Source organism: Paenibacillus sp. FSL R5-0713 (assembly GCF_037973325.1).
Classification (GTDB): domain Bacteria; phylum Bacillota; class Bacilli; order Paenibacillales; family Paenibacillaceae; genus Paenibacillus.
Genome location: NZ_CP150229.1, coordinates 3,836,580 through 3,861,601 on the forward strand (window position 1 = coordinate 3,836,580; position 25,022 = coordinate 3,861,601).

Genomic DNA, 25,022 nt, shown 5'->3' on the forward strand with positions numbered 1-25,022 from the left:
CTACCAAGCCTCCTTAACGCTACGCGATGAGCTGTATTCAAGTTCTGAACACAGCTTTCAAGAGAACGCCATGGTACCTTCATTTCACAAGGAACATGGCGTTTGACAGGAATGGAACTTTATTTTAACGATACAACGGGCCAAACACACTGCAAGCACGGTAGTCTGCACTCTCGGGTTCACTTGTGCCGAATAATCCCCATGCACGTGGCCGGAAAATCTCCGATTCTGGTACATTATGCATATTTACCGGAATGCGAAGCATGGAAGCGAGCGTAATCAGATCAGCACCGATGTGTCCATACGAGATGGAGCCATGGTTCGCACCCCACTGATTCATGACCTCGTATACGGAAGTAAACGCTCCTGCCCCGGTTAGAACAGGTGCAAACCAGGTGGATGGCCAGGTTGGATCTGTCCGTTGATCCAGCGTATCATGCACGGCTTCAGGCAGATCGACCGTGTAACCCTGAGCGATCTGCAGCACTGGTCCCAGTCCTTTGACAAGATTGAGACGTGTCATCGTTACGGGCATACCACCTTTGGTCAGGAAATCCGCAGAATAACCGCCTCCGCGGAAATATTCAACGGATGCCGGTCTCCACGATGTTGCTTTCAGACAGTCCTGAACTTCCTCATCTGTAATTTCCCAGAAAGGCTTAAGGACAGGCTTCCCTTCTCTGGACTGTTGTCCTGTGCCATCCAAAGCTGCGGAACCGGAGTTAATCAGATGCAGAATGCCATCCTTCGCGTTTCCTTCCAACTGATGCCCCGTCACACGCTGTACCGAATCCGGACTCCAATACGTACGCACATCAGCGAAGATCTGTGCTGTATGTGTCAGCAGTGAACCAAACAACATGGACACACCATTCAAGCTATCATTCTCTGTTGCAACCAGATAGGGCGCGCGCTTGCCATTCCAGTCAAAGGAAGAGTTTAATATCGACTCCAGAAAATCTCCGTTCGGAGAATGATCCGTCCACTGCCGTTGTCCCTGGAAGCCGGATACAATCGCGTGGTGGCCCATCGATTCCTCTGTAAACCCAAGCTCTGCCAATCTCGGGTTGCCCGCCATCAAGTCACGCACGATTTGGGTCATTTTCACAACCGTTTCCCATTCGTACTCTTTGCGTTTACGATCCGTTTGCAGATGGGCAGCGTTGTTATCCGGACCTTCGCTACAATTCTCCTTCACCCATGCCAGCGCGAGCTTATACTCCTCGGGGTCGTAGATTTCTTCTTCGATACGGCGAGTAAGTTCGCTCATATCCACGTATTCATTGCGCATACCCAAATACTCCTGGAAAAATGAATCATTCACAATCGAACCCGCAATTCCCATGGATACCGATCCAATGGACAGATACGCTTGCCCTTTCAAGGTAGCGGCTGCAAGACCCGCACGGCTGAACCGGAGCAATTTCTCACGCACATCATCAGGAATCGTTGTATCCCCGCCGTCTTGCACATCCTCTCCATAGATCCCAAAGGCCGGAATCCCCTTCTGTGCGTGGGCAGAGAGTACCGCTGCCAGATATACTGCACCCGGACGTTCAGTCCCGTTAAAACCCCAGATGGCAGTAGGGATGGATGGCGACATATCCATGGTTTCCGTACCATAACACCAGCATGGTGTCACGGTGATCGTTACGCCCACATTGGAACGACTGAACAGTTCAGATGCTGCGGCCGCCTCGGCCACACCGCCAATACAAGTCTCAGCGACAACACATTCCACCGCGGAACCGTCCGGGTAACGCAGTTCGGCTGCAAGCAGCTCGGCAACGGATGTCGCCATCCGCATCGTCTGCTCTTCCAGTGACTCACGGACCCCTTTGCGTCTTCCATCAATCGTTGGACGAATACCAATCTTGGGGAAAGCCTGCTTATAACGATAATCCTGATGTGTCATACTAAAGTGTCCTCCTTCAATTCGTTTCATAGAATTTGGGTTGAATTGAGAAATCTTTTGTCTGATCCATGTGTATTGAATGGCATGAGATAGTGACGGTATTACAACCGATACCCGGGTGGCACACAAGAACTGCATATACAGATTATCAAGAGCTTTCTCGAATATTGAATGCGTTTACAAGTTTGAAAAAATACAATAAACCATTTCATTAATCAGCTATATATGTAGTTCCTCTATTCTAGAAAATGGAACGTGCATGAGCGAATTTAACAAAATGGTTATGTAGTAGTGACGTTCAGAACCCTTAGGGTTATCGGTAACCCTAACATAGCATGAGCCTATCTTGCTGTCAATTGGCATTATCCTATAGAATGGTAAGACTATGTTGCGGAAAGGTTAGATTTCTTATGATTACCATTTACGATATTGCTAAAAAAGCCAACGTCTCCGCCATGACGGTCTCCAAGGTCATTAACCATACAGGCCGCATAAGTTCCGCTACACGTGAACGTGTGCAGCAGGTGATCGACGAACTTGGCTACATCCCGAACTCGAATGCGCGCAGCCTTGTGCTTCAGCGAACCCAGATGCTCTCGCTGCTTATTACGGATATTACCAACCCTTTTTATACAACACTCGCCCGTGGTGCTGAGGATGCAGCCCATCTTCGAGGGTACCGTCTTTTATTTGGCAACAGTGATGAGGATTACAATAAGGAAAAGGACTACATGGATGCGATTCTGTCAACTCGCGTCGATGGTGTACTCTTTGCCCCGGCTGGAGATCGTTCTCTCCCTCATCTGAAACAGTTGCAGGAACGTCACATTCCGTTTGTCTTTCTGGACCGGACCGTCCCTGGCATTACGTCCGATATCATTGCTGGAGATAGCCGGGAAGGCGCAATTGAGCTAATCCGCTATCTGGTGCAATTGGGGCACCGGCGCATTGCTCTGGTTAATGGCTCTTCCGAGGTTTCTACCGCCAGACTGCGGGAGGAAGGTTATATAGAGGGTATACGTGAGGCCGGAGCTGAGATCGATCCCGAGCTTGTGCTTCGAACAGGGTATCGGAATTTCACCGATGAAGAGGGACTGGATCGACTACTCTCACAACCGGAGCAACCAACCGCTATTTTTGCAGCCAACAACATGCTGGCGATTGGGGTCATCCGACTTTTGCGCAAACGTGGACTACGTGTACCAGAAGACATATCTGTCGTGTGCTTCGACGATCTGGATCTGGCTTCTGCCTTTGATCCATTTCTGACCGTAGCGGCACAGCCGGCATATGACTTTGGGTTTCAGGGGGTACAGATGCTGATTGACAGGATTGAGGGAAAAGCCCCTTCCGAGCCCCAAACCATCATTTTACCGTCAGAAATGCGCATAAGGGCTTCTGCCTCTGCTCCACGAGAGCCACACTGACAGAACAACCTACCCATTGCTGTTATCGTTATCGTGTACGTGATTTCTCCCTCCTATCTGGATTGAGTCACGTTCAAATTCTGAAAAAAAGTACAACATAAAGAGGGTGCACCAGAGATTACGCTCTGGTTGCACCCTCTTTATGTTCATTCCGTGATATTTCAGTTCTATCCAATGCGATATGTCTACCGCTCCGACTGTAATGCGAGAGCGACTTCTCGAACAAGTCCCGGGAACCAGTCCATCAGAGGTTCGAACGTATATCCAGCTTGTTCTGCCTTGGTCGTCACCATCGTCCATGATTGCTCAACGCCGAAGGGAGACATATCTTCTTTCACCGTTTCCGTGAGGATCTGGGACTGCATGCCCGTGACCGTCTCGATCAGATGTATCATGGCTGACAGCGTAATTGCACCCTTAGAAGCTGCATTCACCGGACCGGTAATGGAAGAATGTCCCAGCCAAGCAAGAAATCTTGCCGCTTCGGTAGAATTAATGAATCCAATCTCTGCATCCGGATTTGGCATGCCAATCGGTTTTCCTTTTTGCACATGTTCAATATGAAAATGGAGTCTTCTCGTATAATCATCAATCCCGAGTACAATTGGAATACGCATCGCTACGACCGGGAAATCCGCTTCCTGAAAAAAGACAGCCTCTGCAAGCCGTTTACCTTCTCCGTACGAAAAATCCTCCGCACTCCCATACTGTAATGGATATGTATACGGGTCAAAATCCGTTTCCTTAAATCCAGGTCTGGGATCACCGTACACCGAGAGTGTGGATGTCAAAACGTATCTTTTGGTTCGCCCAGCGAATGCCTCGCATGCCGATTTTGCCGCATCTGGTGTATAACAGATATTGTCGTACACGACATCCCACATGTCTGTCTGCGCAACCTCTGCCAGAGATTCCGGGTCTTCACGATCCATCTTGATCCGGTTCACTTCGGGTCCGAAGTCGACATCCGTTTTACCACGAGTGGCGACTGTGATCTGCGACTTCCCTTCCCACAGTAAGTGATCCACGAGACGTTTTCCAAAAAAGCGTGTACCCCCAAGTATAAGGACTTTATTCATCCGAAAAACCTCCTATCTTGTTCAATTCTATTTAACAATGTGAAGCATGGTGTGAGCATTCCGTTGAAACTCATATGACGTTGGTTCTTCGGAAACGGCGTATCCACGCTGTTCGAGTATTAATTTTAATTCATCCATGTGCTTGTAACGTTCGCCAGACAGATCCACTGTTGGGAAAATGCGAACCTCTCGTTTGCTCACACGCAGCAGCTCCATTACGGTTGCAACATGAAAATCAACATGCAATCGATCCGCATACGTAAACAGGAAATGAGCGGATAACGTCAGATCGAATTGTTCATCGGCAAAAGGAAGATCCGGGAGCGCAGACGCCACATAACGGTCAGGGAACATTCTCATATCTGCGATGCAATCTGTGATGGCACGAGTTCGCTCTTCCTTTAACCCCTGGATTGATCCAAATTGATCCCACACATATATGTTTTGCACGGGTTCCATCTGTTTCATCGTATGCTCAATATCCTGATATCCCTTTACTTCAAGCTCGTCGATCCCGTAGTCGTAGGCAATATCTACAGCTATGGGGTCTGCACCCAACTTGCGCGCCTGACTGCTGAACGAACATGCTCCGCCGGGACAATCCAGAATCGACTTGCCAGTAATCTCCTCTACCGTTAAGTTGAACATTTTCATATATTCCTCGAAGGTTCTTCCTATAAAGACAATCTGTGACAATTCCAAACTACCAGAATCATTGGCACGATTATCTTCTCTGCTGTTCTTCTGCTCATCTCTGCTCATCTCGTCTCAGCTACCTTTCTTGTTTTGGAATCAATCGTTAGGGAACACAAGCCCAATCTGCTTCCGAATCTGATCCATGACCTGCATCGTAACATAAGAGCGTTCATACGTGTTCATACTGGACTCCATCTGGCCTTCCTGAACCAGATTCACGAACTCCTCCACTTCATAATACATCGCCGGATGGTTTTGTTCGACTGTGAGTTGCTCCACCGTACCGTCATTGTATCGTATCTCTGCATGTTCTGGTGAACCAATCTTGTCAATGATGATGCTTCCCAGTTCCCCCATGATTTCGCTTGGTACATGAGAGTTGGAGATTTTGGAATAGGTAACGACCGCATCCATCCCATTATAATCCAGAAGCACACTCCCTTGTCCATCCACGCCAGATTCCAGCATCATCGCTTGGGACTGGACACGGTTAGGTGCACCAAACAATGTAATCAACGGATAGAGACAATATACACCGAGATCCATTAACGCACCATTGGCGAGTTCAGGCTTGAACGCGTTCAGGACAATCCCTTCTTTGTACTTGTCGTAACGCGAAGAATACTGAGAGTATCCTGCTACGTATTTGCGGACAGGACCGATTTTATGCAGGTTTTCCTGCACCATTTTGAACTGGGGAACAAGAGTAGATTTCATCGCTTCCATAAGCAGAACCTGATGTTCTTGTGCTGTATCGATCATACTCCGAACTTCGGCGCTATTTGCAGCCAGAGGTTTCTCGCACAATACATGTTTGCCATTTCTCAGAAAAAGTTCAGCCTGCTCTGCATGAACCGTATTCGGTGTTGCAATGTAGACTGCATCGATCACATCACTTGCCGCCAACTCTTCCAGATCGGTGAAGCGATGCTCAACATTATATTTATCTGCAAATGCATTAGCCTTATCTTCAGTTCTTGAATACACGGCGGTTAATTTGAATCCCTCAACCTGTGCTGCGGCTTCCAGAAGCCTTTCTGAAATCCAGTTGGTACCCACTACGCCAAAACGAACCATGCCTACCTACCTCTTTCATCTATAAATTTCATTTGAGTTCTATATGAATCCAACTAAAGTATCTACACTTACCACTCCGATGACAGAATAACCTTCCGATCGCTGTTATCCCCAGATTTTTTTTAATTCCCTTCTTCAAAGGGAAAATCCGGGGATAAAGGCGAACGCTTCGCTTCTTCACGTTATTTCCGTCCTCTCCGTTCTCGTGTAGAAAGTTTAGTTGAACCTATATAACCTTTTATACCATCTTGTATATTGTAGCTCATATTTCATTCAGATTGAAGAAAGGTACGGTATCCCGGTATTGATATCTTGCTTTTTAAGCTGAAACTTCGTCAATCCCTTGGAATCAGGGGTATAATTAGAGATGAGGTGATCACCATGGAAAGTCCGGATCAAGATCGCATACTGCCCAAATCGATAGATGAAAAATACTGGCGTGCCATCATCCACAACGATAATTCTTATGATGGAACGTTCTTTTACGGTGTGCAGACAACAGGCATTTTCTGCCGCCCTTCCTGTAAGTCCAGAGCACCCAAAGCTGAAAATGTGCTGATATTTCAACGTGTTGAAGAAGCGTTGGCACGAAAGTTCAGGCCCTGCAAACGTTGCAAACCTACAGGGGAGCGGGTACCTGATCAGGAGTGGATATATGGGATCACCGATTACATTGAACATCATTACGCCGAACCGCTAACCCTGGATGTCCTTGCCACCGTGAGTCACGGCAGCCCTTATCATCTGCATCGTGTATTCAAGCGGATTACAGGCCGCACACCGGTTCAATATATTCAGGATAAACGAGTGACCGAAGCCCGGAAGTTGCTTGAACATACCAGACTAACCGTCACGGATATTGGACGCCAGGTCGGTATACCTAACTCGGCTTATTTCATTACTGTATTTCGCAAACACACAGGTCTTACACCTGCACATTACCGCGAAAGGTATGACAACTCATGAAAACCAACCTTTCTTACAAAGTACCCAAAACGTTACTGAACAAAGGAACAGGTTTCCTTAATGGATATACACATACGTTGAATCCTTACACAGGCTGTGCCTTCGGTTGTTCCTATTGTTATGTCAGACAGATGCCAGTCTCTCTATTTCGCAAAGAGGATTGGGGGAGCTGGGTTGATGTGAAACAGGAGGCCTCCCGAGTGTTCGCCAAAGAATTGCAGCGTGCCCTGGCGAAAGGCAAAGTCACGCTGTTCATGTCATCCAGTACAGACCCGTATCAACCCGCCGAATACAAGGAATGTATCACGCGTTCATTACTTGAAACGATGGTACAGTATCCGCCCGATTTTGTATTGGTCCAAACCCGCAGTCCCCTCGTTACCCGGGATATAGATCTCTTACTACAGTTAGGAGACCGGGTTCGGGTCAGTATGACTGTCGAGACGGATTTGGACGATATGCGCAAACATTTCAGTCCTTCTGCTCCACCGATTGCAGGCCGATTACGTGCATTGGAACAGTTGCGGGATGCCGGAATACCCACACAGGTTGCGATTGCTCCCGTATTACCCAGCAGTGAGGATTTTGCAGCCATCTTGAGACCTCTCGTTCAGCGTGTATGCATTGACGATTATTTCATGGGCGATGGCAGTGAGGGCAAGCGCACCCGGCGACTCGGCATGGAGTCGCTCTACCAGCAAGTGGGGATGGCGGACTGGTATCATCCAGATGCGTATCAGATCGTCGTTGAGCGGATGAAAGACTATTTTGCCGAGGATGAAATCTGGATCAGTCAGGCTGGATTCGAGCCGTAAATGACTATATAAGTTGTCCAAAGAATATTTACACTGGACACTCCGATGACAGAACAACCTTCCGATCCCAGTTATCCCCAGATTTCTTGGATTTAATAAAAAATAGCCCCTTTCCTGATTTGCAGGAAAAGGGGCTATTCGTTATGACATAAACAATAATGGCTATCTTACTTATCCAATGTATACAATGGCAGATCCGCTGGCAATGCAGCCGGGCGCTGACACGAGCTTTTCATCTGGTAGAAAGTCTGTTCGTCGGATGAATCGTGGAATGCCCACATGGCCTCAAGAACATGGTACGCCAGTTCCCCGCTCGCCCGATGTGCGCGTCCGCTATGAGCTGCATAGGCCATATCTGCCACACCAATGCCGCGAGTATTTTCCTGATACCCTGGTAGAAGCGGAACTTCCGTCCATTCCTGTTCACCCAGCAAGCGGTAACGAACAGGACCGCCGAAGGTGTTGGGATCAGGTACCTGCAAAGTACCGTGCGTGCCATATATCTCGATCGGTGGCAGTGCACTTCCGCCAAATACGTCAAAGCTCGTAATCAGCGTGCCAATGGCACCCTGCTCAAACTGCAACAGACCCGTAACGTGAGTCGGAATTTCAACGGGAACCACCTGACCTCTTTTTTTCTCACTCGTAATCGTGCGTTCTTCCATGGCTTTACCTGTCATGCCCGCAATGGACTTGATCGGCCCCATCAGTTGAACCAATGCCGTGAGGTAGTACGGACCCATGTCGAACATTGGCCCACCGCCTGACGCATAATAAAACTCCGGATCTGGGTGCCAGTGCTCATGACCACGGCTCATCATAAATGCCGTCGCCGCCACTGGCTTGCCGATCACTCCTTCCTCCACCAATTGAAGTGAAGTCTGGATGCCTGATCCAAAGAACGTCTCTGGTGCGCAGCCCACGAGCAGTCCTTTACGCTTCGCTGTTTCGAGCACAGCCTGACCTTCCTCACGGGTAACTGCGAGCGGTTTCTCCACATAGACATGTTTGCCTGATTCGAGTGCCCGCAAGCATACATCCGCATGAACAGAAGGAATCGTCAGGTTGATGATCAGCTCAATCTCGGGATCAGCCAAGATTTCATCCACGCTGTATACGTTTGGCACGTTATAGGCTGCAGCCTGCTCCTCTGCACGTTTCCGATCAATATCCGCAACAGCAACAAGTTCCAGCACCTCGAACCGGTGACAGTTTTCCATATATATACCGCTGATTTTACCGCAGCCAATAATGCCTACTTTCATTGTTTTCATGCCTGGGGCTCCCTTCGCCGTGGATCAGAAATGGTTTATCCATTGAGGATGAATTGTTGACACTGAAGTTACGTTTGCAATCAAACTACGATCTCATTAGTTCTGGTTGTCCGCCATACCTGTATACACTTCGGTTGCTGTACTTACTCGACTCTTGGCAAGCTCTTTGCCTGCTGCTGTCCATTTGAAACCACTGCGCATCATTTCAGTCACAGGTTTCATGTCTACAATGTCTGCATGGTGTCCCAGTGAGTTGTAAAATACCCGTCCTGCTCCCCATCGTTTCGTCCAGACAACAGGCATATCTACCGGTCCATTCGCTGCATGCGGACCACTTACCACTGGAAAACGAGTTGTGGCCAACACTTCCACGGCCGGGTCTACGTGCAGGTAATACTGTTCACTTTTCACCTGAAAATCTTCGATATGATCCAATAACGGGCTGGAGCCACGCTTCATGTTCACCATGTATTCCACACCATCGTTACCTGGATGGGCAACCCATTGTCCACCCGTCATAAACTGCCAGTCCACGTTATTTCGGAAGGCATCACACATCCCGCCGTGAAGACCAGCCAAGCCCACACCGCTCTGAACAGCCGCTGATACGTTATTGACCAGTTCCTGCTCAATCTGCCCCATCGTCCACAATGGGACGATCAGATCCAGACCCAGCAACTTCTCTGCATCTGCATAAGACTCCAACGTATTCGAGACTTCAACCTCGAACTGCTCTTCCTTCAAAATGCGCTCAAAAATCGCTGCTACTTGCTCCGGTTCATGACCATCCCAGCCGCCCCATACAATCAGTGCTTTACTCATCGTTTTATCACTCGCTTTCGGATGTATTAGTTGTGTTCTACTCTAATCCTGACGTCACTGTCTCGCTGTCCATCTTTGCTTACATTTCTTCAAGCGTCACCCAGCGCCGCTCCGTCACCGAACGTTCCACCGCTTCCAGTACAGCCTGACAAGCGACCCCATCGTGGAAACTCGGTGATGGTTGTCGTCCTTCAGAGATCGCTGTCACCAGCTCCAGCATCTCATGTGTGAACGTGTGCTCGAATCCAATCGTATGTCCGGCAGGCCACCAGGCCTCGGCATATTTGTGTGCAGGATCAGTTGCCAGTACACGGCGGAATCCCTGTACGTCCTCTTCATCCTTGGTAAAATACACTTCCAGTTCATTCATCCTTTCAAAATCAAAGCGTACACTGCCGAGACTGCCGTTAATCTCAAACGAGTTCGTACTGCGATGTCCCGCTGCAAAGCGTGTTGCTTCAAAGCTGCCCAATGCACCTCCTGCGAATCGTGCCAGGAACAGCGTCGCGTCGTCAACGGTCACTTCTCCTTTGGGTGCATCCGCATTCGAACTACCTTTTGCACTCAGTCCGGTCATCTCGGCTGCAAGTGGTCGTTCTTTGATAAATGTTTCGCTCATACCGATAACTTCCTGGAATTCACCAACGAGGAAACGAGCCAGATCGATTAAGTGTGCACCCAGATCCCCATGGGAACCGGAGCCAGCCACTTCTTTTTGCAAACGCCATACCAGCGGGAACGAAGGGTCCATGATCCAGTCCTGAAGGAAAAACGCACGGAAATGATAGATTTTGCCCAGTCGTCCGCTCTCCACCAGATCCTTCGCTAATTGCACTGCTGGTGAGAAACGATAGTTGAACCCGACCATATGAGCGACTCCGGCCTCCTCTGCGGCCTGAAGCATCTCACGCGAATCCGCGAGGGACAGAGCAAGTGGTTTCTCACAAAAAAGGTGCTTGCCCTGACGGGCTGCTTCCAACGCAATTTCCTTATGGGCATCACTTGGCGCGTTAATATCAATCAGATCGATATCATCCCGCTTCACCAGTTCGCGCCAATCCGTTACACTTTCGGACCAGCCGAACTGATTCGCTGCCTCCTGCACTCCCTGCTCGTTACGTCCACAGATCACAGACATCTCAGGCTGCAGCGGAGCAGACGGGAAAAACATCGGCAGACTGCGATAGGCATTACTGTGGGCCTTCCCCATAAATTTGTATCCAACCATTCCGACACGAAGACGATTTGACATGGTCATTTCCTCCTTTGGAATAATAAAATTTTTTTTCCATATGTGTACCAATAAACTATTGACGGATAGAAGAAGCACGGATGATCAGTTCGGTAGGCAACAACGCTCTCGCTGATTCGGTTACCGCTACAACAGAGTTATTCGCATTATGTGTGTCACCAACAGAGCCATGCATAAGCTTCGATGCTGCAAGTTCACCCATTTCAAAAAATGGAACCCTGACGCTGCTCAGCGGCGGAACCGCCATCTCGGCGGCATCGGAGTCGTCATAACCCACAAATGCCGGGAAATCCGCAGGCCCTATTCCCCGCACACGCAAACCATGCATCACCCCAATGGCCATCCGGTCATTGGCCGCAAATACAGCATCAATCTCATGTAGCCGATCTGCTACAATCGCTGCTGCATCAATGCCGCTTCGTCTGCTATAATTCCCCTCAAGCAACAGACTCGGGTCCAGTTCCATACCTGCTTCTTGCAGACCAAGACGGACACCTTCCATTCGTTCCTGGCTGTTGGAATAGCTGTCTGGACCATTGAGAAAAGCGATTTTGCGATACCCCTGATCCGTAAGATGTCGTATGGCAAGCCTGCTTCCTTCCACATGATCCGCATCCACTTCCGTGAATGATTGGCCCTCAAAATGCTGATTCATGACACAGAACGGGTGTCCTTCTTGGTGAAGTTGCTGCATGGCTGCCAGTTCTTCATGATCATCTCTGGCACCAAGGATAATGCAAGCGTCCACTTTCTGACGCCGGAACAGATCCGTATAATTCATTACTTCACCGGGTGTCCGGAACATAACCAGCAGATCCATGCCATGGTCTCTGGCTTTGCTTCCAATCCCACTCAGCATTTCCGAGAAAAAATACGCCGAGAACAGATGCGCCTTCGGAACATAAGGTAATACCACGCCAAGGTTCCCGCTTTTACTTCTGGCAAAACTGCGAGCAAGAGCGCTGGGCACATAGCCTAACTGTTCGGAAGCTTCAAGAACCTTGCGGCGTGTCTCTTCTTTAATAGGACCTACCCCATTAAGCACCCGGGAGACCGTTGCCTCGGAAACACCCGCAAGATCAGCCACTTCTTTACGAGATGCCATGAATTTCAACCCTTTCTAGCTCATCATTAAATCATATAATGGTTAAAAATAAATATTTATGTACGCGCGTACATTTTCTCATGCCATGTAACCGTTGTCAATGCTTTTAACACAAAAAATAATGAGGGCTGTGGATTAATCCAAGCCCTCATTATTATCTTACCAGAGATGGTACTTTCAATGATTCAAGCACCTGTAATCTTAGGGGTTCAAGTTACTTATCAACACTCAATACAACGATTTCAGTTGATCCTATTTGTTCAATTATGGAGAGTCCAGCTCACAACGTGGTTGTAACGCCATGATCAACGGAGGATTGACTAAACTCAGCCTGCTCCATCGTTTTCACAAGATTCGGAATGCGGTCCGATGGTTCTGGCGTGGATTGGAGCTGTCTTACCTTGTGCAGCACTTCTTTGTTAGGTAAGAAGTGTTGGGAACGAATAAAACGAATGGTTTTGGTTTTGGCACGCATGACAATCGAATCCGTCTCGGCGCGATCATCTGCAAGATACCGTACCCCTCCCAGAATCTCACCTGGCGTCACTCCCGTTGCGGCAAAAATGACGTCCTCCGTACCGATCATATCCTGCATCGTTAACACTTTGTATGGATTATCAATCCCCATCTGCAGGCAGCGCTGGAATTCGTCGGCGTTGGCAGGCATCAGGCGACCTTGAATCTCGCCCCCAAGGCAAGATAACGCTGCGGCTGCCAGCACTCCTTCTGGCGCTCCTCCAGAACCGACATACAGATCAATGCCTGCCTCCGGGAAGGCCGGTGCCATTGCACCCGCCACATCACCGTCACTGAGGAACTTGATCCGCACGCCTACCTTGCGCAGGGTTTTAATTGTGCTCTCATGGCGCACACGATCCAGAATCATCACCGTTAGATCCGAGATGTTTTTGTTCAATGCGGTAGCGGCTTTCTCCAGTGTGACTTCAACCGGATCTTCAATGCTGACCTTGCCTACAAGTGCAGGTCCTACCGCCAATTTCTCCATATACATGTCCGGTGCGTGGAGCAGGTTACCTTTTCCCGCCACTGCAATAACCGATAGAGCGTTGTTTAGTCCTTTGGCCACGATTTCTGTACCTTCGAGCGGGTCTACAGCCACGTCAACCTCAGGCCCCTCAGCGTTGCCCACTTCCTCGCCGATGTACAACATGGGTGCTTCATCCATTTCTCCTTCACCGATTACCACCGTGCCGCGAATAGACACGGAATCGAACATGGCGCGCATGGCCAAAGTAGCCGCTTCATCTGCACTGTTCTTGTCACCTCGTCCCATCCAGGGTGCTGAAGCTAACGCAGCCAATTCTGTTACTCTGACAATTTCCAACGCCAGTTCGCGTTCCATTTTTCCCACTTCCTTTCCAATTTCCAAAAGCATATCGTGAAAGCGCCACTAAATCCATCGCAAATCTATATGAAATTGATCTGTAATCGGCGCAGCAGCGCCTTTCGAACGATTTATCCCTTATTTATCCAATTAATATTTTGAATGATTTCAGTCCTTTTTTTGGCTCGTTTCAAGAGCCTTATTCGCCTGATTTTCACTTAAAATATTAATTTTATTTTCCATTTTCCGCGTCTAAAACCAAATAGTTTAACATGATGAATTAGCACGCCCTTTTCATGCGCAAGAAGTTCTTTTAACATAGTGTATGTACAACTAACATAGTGATTATTAAGAACGTAACACGATCTATTAGACGACAAACGAAAACGATTTTCAACTGGCTGTCCAAACGCAGAAATAAACTAATACATTGTAATAACATACCTTGAGACCAGCCTGCTCCCTTGAGGGATATTGAGCTAAACAATACTGCCAATTATGTATTAATCAGGACTTTAACTTTTACTAATGCCATAGATGCAGCTTATAATGGTCATCGAAAATAATAAGTTTACATAATATTTATTATGAAATGTTTCTCGTCCATTTCTACATTTTATTATTCAACGGTTCTGGCAAAACATAAAAAAGCCCGAAAGAATTCTGCTTAATTAGCATTTTTTCTCCCAAGCTTTCCCCTCAATGAACCAGTTACAGTATCGTTTTGGTCATTATCAAATCAATTTGTTCATCATCTCCCATGTAAAAAGCATGAGCTCCAGTCTGTACAAACCCCATCTTTTCATAAAAGGCGATGGCATTTTCGTTTTTCTCCCACACCCCTAACCAGATACTCGTTTTGTGATGTTCTGTTGCCATCTCTATGGCTTTATGGAGCAATACTTTACCAAGGCCATGCTTTTGGAACTCTTTTCTGATATATACCCGCTCAATCTCAAGGGATTCAACGCCCATCTTCTCAGATTGCGCATCATTGATATTTACTTTCATATACCCTGCAAGTTCATGGTTGATATAAATAAAAAGAAATTGCGAATCCGCCATGGACAGTTCCGTTTCTAATTGTTCCCGATTAAACGCCTTTTCCAGATAAGCATTTATATTTTCGGATGAATTTTGCGCTTCAAACGTTTCATTAAACGTCTCATAACTAATCTCCTGCAGTTCACATACATGTTCAATGGTACATATGTCTATACGAATCGTCATTTAGGTTCACATTCCTTTAACAAGTTAATCATGAATCATTTGTTGCAAATGCAATAAAAAAGGATTACATTGAATTTATCTTATTTTTGTTGTATTTGCAACAAAAAAATCTCAAAAAGAGGTTGAATGAATTGAAATATGTCATTTTTGTCGCAGGTATTCTCATCTTGACACTTGGCATTTCCCTTACCATCCAATCTGAACTGGGCACCTCACCGTTTGATGCACTTCTGGTGGGGCTTTCCCAACATGTAGGGCTAAGTGTAGGAAGCTGGGAGGTCATCATTGCGTTCCTATTAATTGGATGCAATTCGCTTTTGAAGCAGCAAAAACCCGAGTTTCTGGGGCTCGTCACCGCATTCATTACTGGTGTGGGGATTGATCTATGGCTATATGTATCTGAATCTTTAATCACGCCCGAAGTTTGGTACAGCAAACTGATGACTTTTGTCATTGGATTAGTGATCATAAGTATCGGCACGGCCATCTATTTACAGACCAATTTCGCACCCATTCCAATTGACCGCTTAACCTTAATTCTGCACGAAATCACGCGAACGCCCTTATTTGTATCGAGAACATTGATTTACTTTGTATTTTTGATGCTGGCATTCCTTTTTGGCGGACCGATCGGGCTTGGTACGTTATTAACTGTATGTTGCGCAGGTCTGCTTCTTCAGTTCATCATGGGCCATACGAATAAGATCATAGATCGCATATGAACAGATAGGTATACATTGTCACGTACTGAGCTTTAAAAAGAACATTCCTTCTAACGAATGTACACCGTCTACATCATAAAAGGCTGGATCAGAGGTTAACTCCCTGATCCAGCCCCTCAATGTTCTCTCTTCCTTACGGCTCAATTCCCCATACCAGCTGACCATTCACATACCCGGTAACCTTATCATGGTTTGCAAACTGACTACCGGAGGCCTTGAACGAGTAATCATTAGTCTGAGTGTAATTCGACCAATTGTTTTTGGAGAAGCGAGCTTGAACCTCTGCGCTCTGCCCTGCATTCAATGTTCCCGCTGCACTTGTAAAGCCCACTTCAAGATAATAATCCGCCCCGGCAACTGGCGTCTCCAGTTTAACGAATTGGCTGGTTACATTCGCACTGCCCATACTGGCCCAATCCGACCAGAACGTCTGAGCTTCTTCCCCGTCAATCGTATAGTAATACCGAAGTTTGACCTCACTCAACGGAATGGCCGAATCACCAGAGTTGATCAATTTGAATTTGGGTGATATTCCGTTGGTGGATGCACTTGTATTGCCGTTAAACGCTTGAATCGTCATATCTCCGGCAGGCACAGTAACTGTACTGTCTACTACGTTCACTGTTAATACAGCGTTATTTCCTCCATTGAAGTGAAAGGTCAATACGTTTTGGCCCAGCGGCAGCGTGGCAAGATAGGATTTGTTCAACACAACTGCAGCGCCGGATGCCGTATAATCCTGACCCGCTACAAGCGTCACATTCCCCTTCGTGATGCTTGTAAGCTGACGGCCATTCAAGGTGAGAGACACATTCATATCTTGCGCGTAATTCGTCGCTTTATCGAATGTTGCATTCACAGGTGAAATCACAGCATCGGTACTCGGTGTTGAATCCACGATTTTGACTTTTAACACAGGGTCCTGGCCTTGATTAAAATCCAGAACAATCGAATGCTCGCCAACGGGTAGTGTTGCCAGATAAGCTTTTTTCAGCAGCAGCGTACTTCCGCTCAGGGTATAGTCCGTATTTACGGTCAACACATGGTTGCCGGCCCGAAGAGCGGTTAGCGTATGACCATTTGCATTTACCGTTACGGCTTTGTCAGCTTGATTGGGTGCATATTTATCAAATTCGACGTTTGCAGGTGTAATGGATGCGCTGGGGTTGGGATTGTTAACCTTTAAACTCGGCAGCTCATCCAACGTAATGACATAATCACTTTGATAAAGCGTTTTCAGTGTTGCCGGGTAATTAAATGCAGAACTCATCAGATGCTCGCCATACCAAGGACAGAAGTACAGCCATCCTGATTTCTCCTCTGTCAGATTTTTCACGCTTGGAATCGTGTCATTCTCCGTCATCGCTACCATTTTCGTACCACCTGTCAACTCAACAAGCTTATAGAAAATCGAGGTAATCGCATCCTCATTGGGCACGCCCGACAAACCGTCATCACGGTTGTAGATCGTATTGTATTTGTCGTATCCGACGAGATCCACCTGATCATCACCCGGATACCAGGCCGGAGAAGTACTATATACATAGCTGTTGTACGTCCAGATCAGATTGTGCAAGCCATACGTCTCCGTAAGTTCGGTATAGAGCATATCCCACAGCTCTTTGTACACGTCTGCGCCTGCTGAAGCCCACCAGAACCATGCGCCTTCCCCGTTCAGTCCGCCGTTGCCCTCCGCTTCATGATACGGACGGAACAAAACCGGCACGTTGTTGTCCTGCAAAATCAGCAGTTGTTCTGCCAGATCCTCAATGGTCATCATCACGTATTGATACTCTTTGGTACCAGGAATGACCGCATTCGCTGTATTAAAATTCGTTTCGGTTGGCTTATACGTTGCTTCTTTCCAATCAACAAAGTCCCCTAGTTCATACGTATTGAAATTGCGGGGTACATTGATATGCCAGGAAGCTGTTGCAATACCTTCACGATTATTCACCCAATCAATCATGCGATCGGTTGTACCGTCCTCCCAACCATACAGCGGATTGTAATTCATCAGATCAAAGCCGCGAATAGCCGGATACTTTCCGGTCAGATCATGAATCCATTCGAATTCAAGTTCTGAATCTCCGTCATTCCCTCCTCCGTAGATTTCTTGCTGTCCAGAAATAATATGGTTACCATATACCTCCGTTAAATAGTTCATCAAAATCTGCGTTTCCGGTGTGGCCTCAGGATCACTTAGAATAGGCTGTACATTCAGGGGGTCCAGATCCGCATAATCCACGGTAAAAGTATCAAAATACGCGAAGCCCCAGCCAGCCTTCAGCTCAATCGTATTGCTACCCTGGTTCAGCTTGTGAAAGCCAAAATCGAAGTCTGACCATGTAGTCGTGTACGGCAGCATGTACGCACCTTTTGTAACACCATTTACGATTAGATTTTGAGACCTTCCATCCGCACTGAGCTCCTGCATATATCGTGTGGAGATTGCGTACATGCCGGTTTCCGGGACAGTAACGGTGAACGTTAATGTGCCAGAGTTCTGCATCCAGACAAAGCCAGCCCCTGAGAATCCGGGCTTGGGTTGTCCATAGATCGAAGTGACCACTTGAAGATCCGGGGTGAGCTGCGCATCTTCGCTTTCGATGGTGAACAGTGGGGTGTCTGCATGAACGGGCGCTGTCATTAATCCAAGCAGCAGGGCCAATGCCAGCATCATTGCGGTTGCCTTTTTGAGCAAATTTTTCATCCATTCCATCTTCCTTCCCATGTAAAATATAATAATGAAATGTCAATGAACCCATTCATGATGGCGCTTTCATTTTAAACATATCACGCCCATCAATATTTGTAAATATATGGTTAAAGTAAACATTTGAAATTCCTTTGTACCAGCACTTTGAATGCCATATCCCTATTATTTCACCAATATTGATGACAATCGAAAACGGTTTATTATCTAACCAGAATCGGGCGTACACCTCATCTCCCATTATATGATTGTACTTGGCAGAACACCTAAAAAAACAAAAACAAAAAAAGCATTCCTGGATCGAATGCTTTTCTAAAGAATGATTCTTCAATTCTCCTTGTTTTTGTTTTTATGCCTACGCATACGTCCTTGCACCAACTCAACTAACGGTTTCCTCGGCAGATGTCTCCTTTATCGCACAGCGTTCCCCTGCCTTACGTACCGCCCGAATAATGCCACCATAGCCGGTACAACGACACAGATTCCCGCACAACCCCGACTCAATCTGTTCTTGAGATGGCTCTGGATGTGCATCCAGTAATGCCTTGGTTGAGATCACCATGCCCGGAGTACAGTAGCCGCACTGGAAGCCTCCTTCCTCCACAAAAGCTTGTTGAATCGGATGCAGGGTGCCTTTCTCCTCGCCATGCAGACCTTCAATGGTCACAATGTCACTGCCTTCACATTGATAAGCCATGACAAGACAGGAATTCACCGGCTCTCCATCCATCAGAACCATACATGAGCCGCAGCGACCAACTTCGCAAGATACTTTGGTACCCGTCAGTTGCAAATGAGTCCGAAGCACATCGACAAGTCGGGTCGTTTGCGCAATCTCCAGATGTTTATGTTCACCATTCACAATGGCTGTCCAGTGATTCTCAAGTGGCTTATTCATGATGGGCTCACTCCTTCCTGCAAAGGTACATTTAAAGGTCTGACCAGTTGTTCCCTCGGTACAGGAAGACGGTTAACCCATACACCTGTCGCCTGATGTATTGCGGCAGTAATGGCTGGCGCAAGCGCTACGGAACCAATCTCACCGATCCCCCTCGGTCCAAACACATCACCTTCGGGTAAGTCTTCAATAGCTTCAACCTCCAGTTGGGTATGAATATCCTGAATGGTTGGGATCATATACGTGTCAAGGTTCGTGGTTACATAACGGCTGTCCTGCATGACCGCATCCTCGGTCAACGTGAATCCCAGCGCCATGACACTGCCGCCTTCAATCTGTCCAATATAGCCCATAGGGTTGATAACTGGACCTGCCGCTACAACATGACGTGTATCGAGCAGCTTGGTTTCTCCAGTCAACGTATTGACTTCCACCTCTGCCGCAACCGCCGCATACGTATACAAATAATGCCCGCCTACCACATTGTCCGGCGTAGTTGGATAATCAAACTTTGTATCAAAAATCCATTCATCGGCTTCGCCCTGCGTCGCGAGTTCAGCATACGAGATCACGAAGCCTGATGAAACTCCCTCTTTCGCCAGGTATTGAGATGCACCTAAATAACTTTCAGCAATTTGATCACCTTCATTCCCTCCAGCAACGATCTCAGCCACTTCAATTCTTTCAGCCTTCTCTAGTTTTTCTGCTTCTTCAGACGTTTGAATTATGCCTTCCAGCGCCAATGCTACTTTCTTCTCGCTCTTTCCTGTCCCTTGCACATCTGTTTCTACTTCTGAACTTTCGGCAGGAAGCTGACCTTTGCGCCATATCCCCCCCGGTCCTGTTACCAGTTCATCTGCCGGAATGCCTGAGATTTCAGACGCAACAGCGAGAACACGGGAACGAAATGGAGACTGCAAGCGTTGAAGAGCCATCCAGGCCATCGTTGTTGAACGTGAAGCTGTACTTGATCCGCTGTGTGGCACACGATCCGTATCTCCAATGATAATACTGAGATCCGATGTACTGCATTGGAATAGATCACATAACATAATTTCCAGCGTTGCAACGAGCCCCTGACCGAATTCCTCGTAGCTGAATGCCACCTCAATCTTGCCTTCATTATTCAGGGACAAGCGACCGCCCGCAGGATCTGGAATGCCATAACCGAGCCCTGCACCATGCATGGCAATTGCTGCTCCGACACCACGCTTGATCCATGGTGGCAAAGTAGGATCTGTCGGGGGATGCTGATGTTTTTGCCACAGTTCGGAGCGATCCAATGCCTCCCATACTTGGGACAGTCCATCCGTGACCAAAATGCGTTGATTCAGCGGTCCGGGATCATTCTTTTCCCTCATATTGCGTCTGCGGAACTCCCAAGGGTCCATGTTCATGATTTCTGCAAGCCGATCCATCTGGCCTTCCATGGCAAAAATCGCCTGGTTCCCGCCAAATCCGCGAAACTCACCCGACAATCCATTATTCGTATACACAGACACACCTTCCACATCCACATTCGGAATGGCGTATGGTCCAAGGCAATGTTCGGTACAGAAGTTCAGCACGGGTGCACCCAGTGTGGCATACGCTCCCGTATCTGCTGTAATACGGACACGATGAGCTTGTATGATACCTTCTCGACTCATACCGGTCTGCATTTCAATCTTCATGGGGTGCCGTTTTAGCCCTGCACGCACGGATTCTTTACGTGAATTATGCATTTTCACAGGACGTCCGCATCTCAAGGCCAGCAGTGCACCATAAGGCTGTACGTTGAGTTCATCTTTTCCGCCAAATGAACCACCAATCGGTGAAGACACCACGCGAATATCTTCTTCAGGACAGCCAATAATGCGTGCAAGCTGCATCCGGTCTTTATAGCCATGTTGCGTTGCCGCGTATACATTCAGCCTTCCCTCTTCATCCGGGACAAACAAGCCACCTTCTGTCTCCATGTACGCATGCATCTGGCGTGGCGTATAATAGGTCTCTGTCACGATATGATCACATGTGCCAAAGGCTTGCTCGGCGTCTCCACGTTTGATCTCCGTCCGATGCAGCACATTACCTGGACCATGCTCATGCAGCTCTGGTGCACCGGGAGCCAACGCAGCGTCTGTGCTATTCAGCGGCGTGAGCTCCTCATACTCTACACGAATCGCATCCAGCGCAAGTGCCGCACGTTCCGGGGAATCCGCAGCAACCGCTGCAATGGCATCCCCAACATAACGGACAATATCCTCGCAGAACACGGGCTGATCCGGGGTTGCTATGCCAAAACGATTCAGACCAGGCACATCTTTAGAGGTCAGAACCGCATAGACACCTTCCAGCGCCTCAGCTTCCGAAGTATCTATAGACAATATGCGAGCATAAGGATATTCGCTTCGCAATACTCTGCCATGAATCATGTCAGGCAGCGTCATATCCGTCAGATATTGAAGCTGACCTGTTACTTTGGGTGCCCCATCTGGCCGCAGGTGCCAGCGTTTCCCGCTCTGTTTCCGATTCAGCAGCATAATCCTCTCCCCCTTTGCTTGATCCCTTTTATCTATACGTGAAGTGCCTCCCATAGCCCGGCACCAAGAAGGTTGCCTGCGGTCTGTTTACGATAATGTTCCGTTGCAAATGCATCGCCATAAGTCGTAAATTCGTCAACCACAGCAGTTGTAAGAGTCGCCGCTTGCATGACAGAAGCTTCGCTGTTAAGGAGCTGCTGTTCTGACTCCAGCAGTCTCATCGCCATGCCTGAGCCTCCACCAGCCGCAATCGCAATCTTGGTCCAGCGATGATCCGAATCAATCTCACCGTATAACGCAACCGTCACGAGCGATGCACTGAACGTCTCCCGTCGACCCAGCTTGCGGTAAAAGGAAACCTCTCGTGCAGCAGGCTTGTTCCCACTGTCCACATCAAGCAGAGAAGACGGTCCCATCGGAATATGAATCGAGATTAATACGTCCCCTGGATTACGGCTGCCATCCGGTCCACCCTGAAGCCACGAAGACACACTTCGAATTTCAATTCCGTTGTCCGTTAACCAGTGCAACTTCGCATCATATACGAGCAAAGCAGTCAGGGTATCCCCGACTCCGGACACAATATTCCCGCCAATGGTTGCCACATTTCGAATGGAAGGAGCTGCAATTGCATTTACCGCTTCTTGCAGGATCGGCAGTTGATGCAGCAACACCTGTGAAGCACATTCCTTTAAACGGGTCATTGCGCCAATGACGATCTCATCTTCACGATTCGATATACCGCTCATTTCAGGAATACGAGCCAGGCTAATCATGTGTTCAGGTGCCGGAACCAAGCCGCCCTCCCACTGGGTTCGCAGTAATGTTCCACCTGCTGTGAAACAACATATTCCCTTGAATCTAGTTCTCAACGTTTGCAGTTCTTGCAAGTTCTCAGGCTGCCATACGGATGGCAATGCTCCAGAACCATATGCCGGTGTCACCATCGCCGTATCCCCTTTCTCTCTCTTCCATGGGCAGGACATTCAACCGTCTGATCCAGATAATTCTTCAAATCATATGAGAGTTAAGCAGCAACGTCAATTACCTTCACATCGTTTTGGATAAATGTATAAAACCTGCGTTCTATTTGTGCTTGATGCATTATGATCTATCAAAATCTAACATGAAGTCTCTTTCGCCACTCGTGAAAAGTAAGCAAAAAGGCCAACCAGACTGCCTGGCTGACCTCATCATGTTATAAATTTATACATGGTCATTAATCTTCTCCTGTTATATGGTCTCCTGCCTCGATTCATATACATGATTCAAAATGCGTTCCAATTCCGGTTCTGTATCCGCATCCCAGAAACTCGTCTCAGACAGTGGCACATGCACACCTGAATAGTTAGCGCTGCGCATAATCTTGCGTGCCCCCTCATCTCCATGCAGAGACAACAGAGGTCCGAACATATGGGAGCGAAAAGCAACGGGCGGCTTGCCTCCCTCACCGTCGGTAGCTGCGACATAGTCACTCAGCTTGTGGGTAGCCAGAGCTATGGTCACCCGATTAATATCCTGCACTTTTACTAAAGGCTGATCACCCAGCAACATGAGAATGCCCTCCGGTTGGTACTCCATGGCCGACAATACGCCAGAATGAAGAGAGTTGGCCATACTGCAAGCATAGTCAGCACAGGCTACAATTCGAAGTCGCGCTGTGGGATGATAGGCATACGTGGCAGAATCAATCCATTTTACAGGCAACCAAGCCAATGAATCTTCCGGTTTGACCACACAGATCACCTGATCCAGATCTGAATCCAGCGCAGCTTCCAGTGACCATGCAGCCAGTGACCTCCCGTCTGGCATGACAACCGAGAGTTTATCCCGACCAAGGCGAGAACTCCTACCTGCTGCCAGAACGATGCCCGTCATTCGCATGTGCAACGCTTCCCTTCTGCCCTACCTCAGTACTCAAGGCAGAAACCTTATGTTTACATGCGATCAATTCCGCTGCAATGCTGATGGCGATCTGTTCGGGACCGTCTGCTCCGATGCTCAAACCAACGGGAGAATGTACATTTTTCAACGGTGGTAAACCATCCAGCAGACGGGCTGTTCGTGTTTTGGAACCCATAATGCCAAGATACGCGTACTCACAGTCCACTAACATCTCTAACAGTTCACGTTCGCGGGGGAAATTGTGACTCATTATAATCAAATAATCCCCGTTGTTCACATTTAACAGAGGCATGATCTCACATGGGAAACCCAGTACGAGTTCGGTTCCAGGGAACCGTTCCAATGTGCATAAGGATTCTCGCCAATCGGCTACCACAACACGGAATCCTGCGGACCCGGCGAGTCGGGCAACAGGAATAACATCATTTCCGGCTCCGATGATAATCAGGCGAGGTTTAGGTGTGTACTGCGAAGTAAGTTGCTGCGGGAGATCCCAAGGATTCGTTGAAATCGCATCGTTAGTCGGTATATCAGCCTCAGAGATATGTTGTGAATCACTGGACGGAGGGGAAGAGTGAGATCCGTTTGACGTAGCAGGTACCATTTCAGGCACAAGCGTTAGGCGAGGTATATCGCGAGAATATTGTGTTAATGCGGTATGTTCATGCTTGATATTCTCTCTGCTGTGTTGTACATCAACCTGCAATGAAGTTAGATTATAATTTGTCACACGATCATGAGGAGGGACGAGCGAAGGACGCAAGACCGGATGCCCCTTTGCCGTAGGCTCAACTCGTTTCCAGTCATATTGAACCCTTGTGTAATCATCATGGAATGTTCGGATTAACGTTGTTGCAGCGCCGGATTGCAAACACTCATGCATCTTCTGCAACGTAGATCGGAGTTCACCACACACAGGTTCAAGAAGCACAACAACGAGCCCGCCGCAGCCAATGGTCTCCCCCCAGGACAGATCATCCTCGGGACGCATGTCGTACTCCACGAACTCCATCTGCTTGGTATCCAGCACATGGTTCACCCGGGCCTGAAGATCACTCTCCAGGCATCCCGGACTGATACTGCCATGCATTTGGCCTTCCTCGGTCAACAGCATAGAGACTCCCTGCTTACGGTAAGCATGACCCTCTACCTTAATCGCTGTTGCGAGCACACAGCGCATTTCACGGGCTGCGATTGTACACAGATCATGCATTTCCATATCGGTCTCCATCCTTTCTGAATTGCATACGTTTCCT

General features: G+C 48.0%; 20 protein-coding genes. 4 read left to right on the forward strand and 16 right to left on the reverse strand.

From position 1 onward, the window contains the following. Positions 1-124 precede the first annotated feature (124 nt). Positions 125-1,915 (reverse strand): L-fucose isomerase, encoded by a 1,791-nt coding sequence (locus tag MKZ12_RS16985; protein WP_339255699.1) that lies wholly within the window; start codon positions 1,913-1,915, stop codon positions 125-127. Positions 1,916-2,325: 410 nt separating this feature from the next. On the opposite strand from MKZ12_RS16985, the gene MKZ12_RS16990 reads away from it, so the two are divergent. Further along, positions 2,326-3,342, forward strand: coding sequence for a LacI family DNA-binding transcriptional regulator (locus MKZ12_RS16990; RefSeq protein ID WP_339255701.1), 1,017 nt, complete (start codon positions 2,326-2,328; stop codon positions 3,340-3,342). Positions 3,343-3,527: 185 nt separating this feature from the next. Here MKZ12_RS16990 and MKZ12_RS16995 read toward each other — a convergent pair whose 3' ends face one another. Genes MKZ12_RS16995 through MKZ12_RS17005 form a run of 3 tightly spaced genes read right to left on the reverse strand, consistent with a single transcriptional unit; the run spans position 3,528 to position 6,194 of the window. Continuing rightward, complete coding sequence (locus MKZ12_RS16995) at positions 3,528-4,421, reverse strand: NAD-dependent epimerase/dehydratase family protein (protein ID WP_339234262.1); 894 nt, start codon at positions 4,419-4,421, stop codon at positions 3,528-3,530. Positions 4,422-4,448: 27 nt separating this feature from the next. Further along, the gene (locus MKZ12_RS17000) at positions 4,449-5,183 is read right to left on the reverse strand and encodes an SAM-dependent methyltransferase (protein WP_339255703.1); all 735 of its coding nucleotides are present in this window, start codon (positions 5,181-5,183) and stop codon (positions 4,449-4,451) included. Positions 5,184-5,213: 30 nt separating this feature from the next. Continuing rightward, a complete protein-coding gene (locus MKZ12_RS17005; RefSeq protein WP_339255705.1) occupies positions 5,214-6,194 on the reverse strand; it encodes a Gfo/Idh/MocA family oxidoreductase in 981 nt (326 codons plus the stop codon). Between the two features lie 381 nt (positions 6,195-6,575). Between MKZ12_RS17005 and MKZ12_RS17010 the strand changes: the two genes are divergently transcribed. After that, entirely contained in the window at positions 6,576-7,160 is a 585-nt protein-coding gene (locus tag MKZ12_RS17010) for a bifunctional transcriptional activator/DNA repair enzyme AdaA (RefSeq protein ID WP_339255707.1), read from the forward strand. Then, positions 7,157-7,975 carry a radical SAM protein gene (locus tag MKZ12_RS17015; protein WP_339234271.1) on the forward strand — a complete coding sequence of 273 codons (819 nt, stop codon included), beginning with the start codon at positions 7,157-7,159 and terminating at the stop codon, positions 7,973-7,975. The genes MKZ12_RS17010 and MKZ12_RS17015 overlap by 4 nt, the downstream gene beginning before the upstream one ends. Positions 7,976-8,142: 167 nt before the next feature. Here MKZ12_RS17015 and MKZ12_RS17020 read toward each other — a convergent pair whose 3' ends face one another. The 6 genes from MKZ12_RS17020 to MKZ12_RS17045 form a co-directional block, all read right to left on the reverse strand. Further along, a complete protein-coding gene (locus MKZ12_RS17020) occupies positions 8,143-9,249 on the reverse strand; it encodes a Gfo/Idh/MocA family oxidoreductase (protein ID WP_339255710.1) in 1,107 nt (368 codons plus the stop codon). A gap of 96 nt (positions 9,250-9,345) precedes the next feature. Beyond that, positions 9,346-10,071, reverse strand: coding sequence for a ThuA domain-containing protein (locus MKZ12_RS17025; RefSeq protein ID WP_339255712.1), 726 nt, complete (start codon positions 10,069-10,071; stop codon positions 9,346-9,348). 79 nt (positions 10,072-10,150) lie between these two features. Then, on the reverse strand, positions 10,151-11,323 hold the full coding sequence (locus MKZ12_RS17030) for a Gfo/Idh/MocA family oxidoreductase (protein ID WP_339234277.1): 1,173 nt from the start codon (positions 11,321-11,323) through the stop codon (positions 10,151-10,153). Positions 11,324-11,378: 55 nt separating this feature from the next. After that, positions 11,379-12,428: a LacI family DNA-binding transcriptional regulator gene (locus MKZ12_RS17035; protein ID WP_339255714.1), complete on the reverse strand. Its 1,050-nt coding sequence runs from the start codon at positions 12,426-12,428 to the stop codon at positions 11,379-11,381. A 280-nt stretch (positions 12,429-12,708) separates the two neighbouring features. After that, a complete protein-coding gene (gene glpX / locus MKZ12_RS17040; protein ID WP_339255716.1) occupies positions 12,709-13,791 on the reverse strand; it encodes a class II fructose-bisphosphatase in 1,083 nt (360 codons plus the stop codon). A 693-nt stretch (positions 13,792-14,484) separates the two neighbouring features. Beyond that, positions 14,485-15,003 (reverse strand): GNAT family N-acetyltransferase, encoded by a 519-nt coding sequence (locus MKZ12_RS17045; RefSeq protein ID WP_339255718.1) that lies wholly within the window; start codon positions 15,001-15,003, stop codon positions 14,485-14,487. Positions 15,004-15,134: 131 nt separating this feature from the next. Between MKZ12_RS17045 and MKZ12_RS17050 the strand changes: the two genes are divergently transcribed. After that, complete coding sequence (locus MKZ12_RS17050) at positions 15,135-15,725, forward strand: YitT family protein (RefSeq protein ID WP_339255719.1); 591 nt, start codon at positions 15,135-15,137, stop codon at positions 15,723-15,725. Positions 15,726-15,858: 133 nt separating this feature from the next. Here the strand turns inward: MKZ12_RS17050 and MKZ12_RS17055 are convergent, their stop codons facing one another. From MKZ12_RS17055 to MKZ12_RS17080, 6 genes are all read right to left on the reverse strand, one after another. Beyond that, positions 15,859-18,438 carry a X2-like carbohydrate binding domain-containing protein gene (locus MKZ12_RS17055; protein ID WP_339255721.1) on the reverse strand — a complete coding sequence of 860 codons (2,580 nt, stop codon included), beginning with the start codon at positions 18,436-18,438 and terminating at the stop codon, positions 15,859-15,861. A 382-nt stretch (positions 18,439-18,820) separates the two neighbouring features. After that, the gene (locus MKZ12_RS17060) at positions 18,821-19,339 is read right to left on the reverse strand and encodes a (2Fe-2S)-binding protein (RefSeq protein WP_339255723.1); all 519 of its coding nucleotides are present in this window, start codon (positions 19,337-19,339) and stop codon (positions 18,821-18,823) included. Further along, complete coding sequence (locus MKZ12_RS17065) at positions 19,336-21,861, reverse strand: molybdopterin cofactor-binding domain-containing protein (RefSeq protein WP_339255725.1); 2,526 nt, start codon at positions 21,859-21,861, stop codon at positions 19,336-19,338. The genes MKZ12_RS17060 and MKZ12_RS17065 overlap by 4 nt, the downstream gene beginning before the upstream one ends. A gap of 32 nt (positions 21,862-21,893) precedes the next feature. Then, positions 21,894-22,808 carry an FAD binding domain-containing protein gene (locus MKZ12_RS17070; RefSeq protein ID WP_339255727.1) on the reverse strand — a complete coding sequence of 305 codons (915 nt, stop codon included), beginning with the start codon at positions 22,806-22,808 and terminating at the stop codon, positions 21,894-21,896. Between the two features lie 286 nt (positions 22,809-23,094). After that, positions 23,095-23,745 carry a nucleotidyltransferase family protein gene (locus MKZ12_RS17075; protein ID WP_339255729.1) on the reverse strand — a complete coding sequence of 217 codons (651 nt, stop codon included), beginning with the start codon at positions 23,743-23,745 and terminating at the stop codon, positions 23,095-23,097. Then, positions 23,711-24,985, reverse strand: a complete 1,275-nt coding sequence (locus tag MKZ12_RS17080) for an XdhC family protein (RefSeq protein ID WP_339255731.1) — start codon at positions 24,983-24,985, stop codon at positions 23,711-23,713. The genes MKZ12_RS17075 and MKZ12_RS17080 overlap by 35 nt, the downstream gene beginning before the upstream one ends. Between the last annotated feature and the right edge of the window lie 37 nt (positions 24,986-25,022).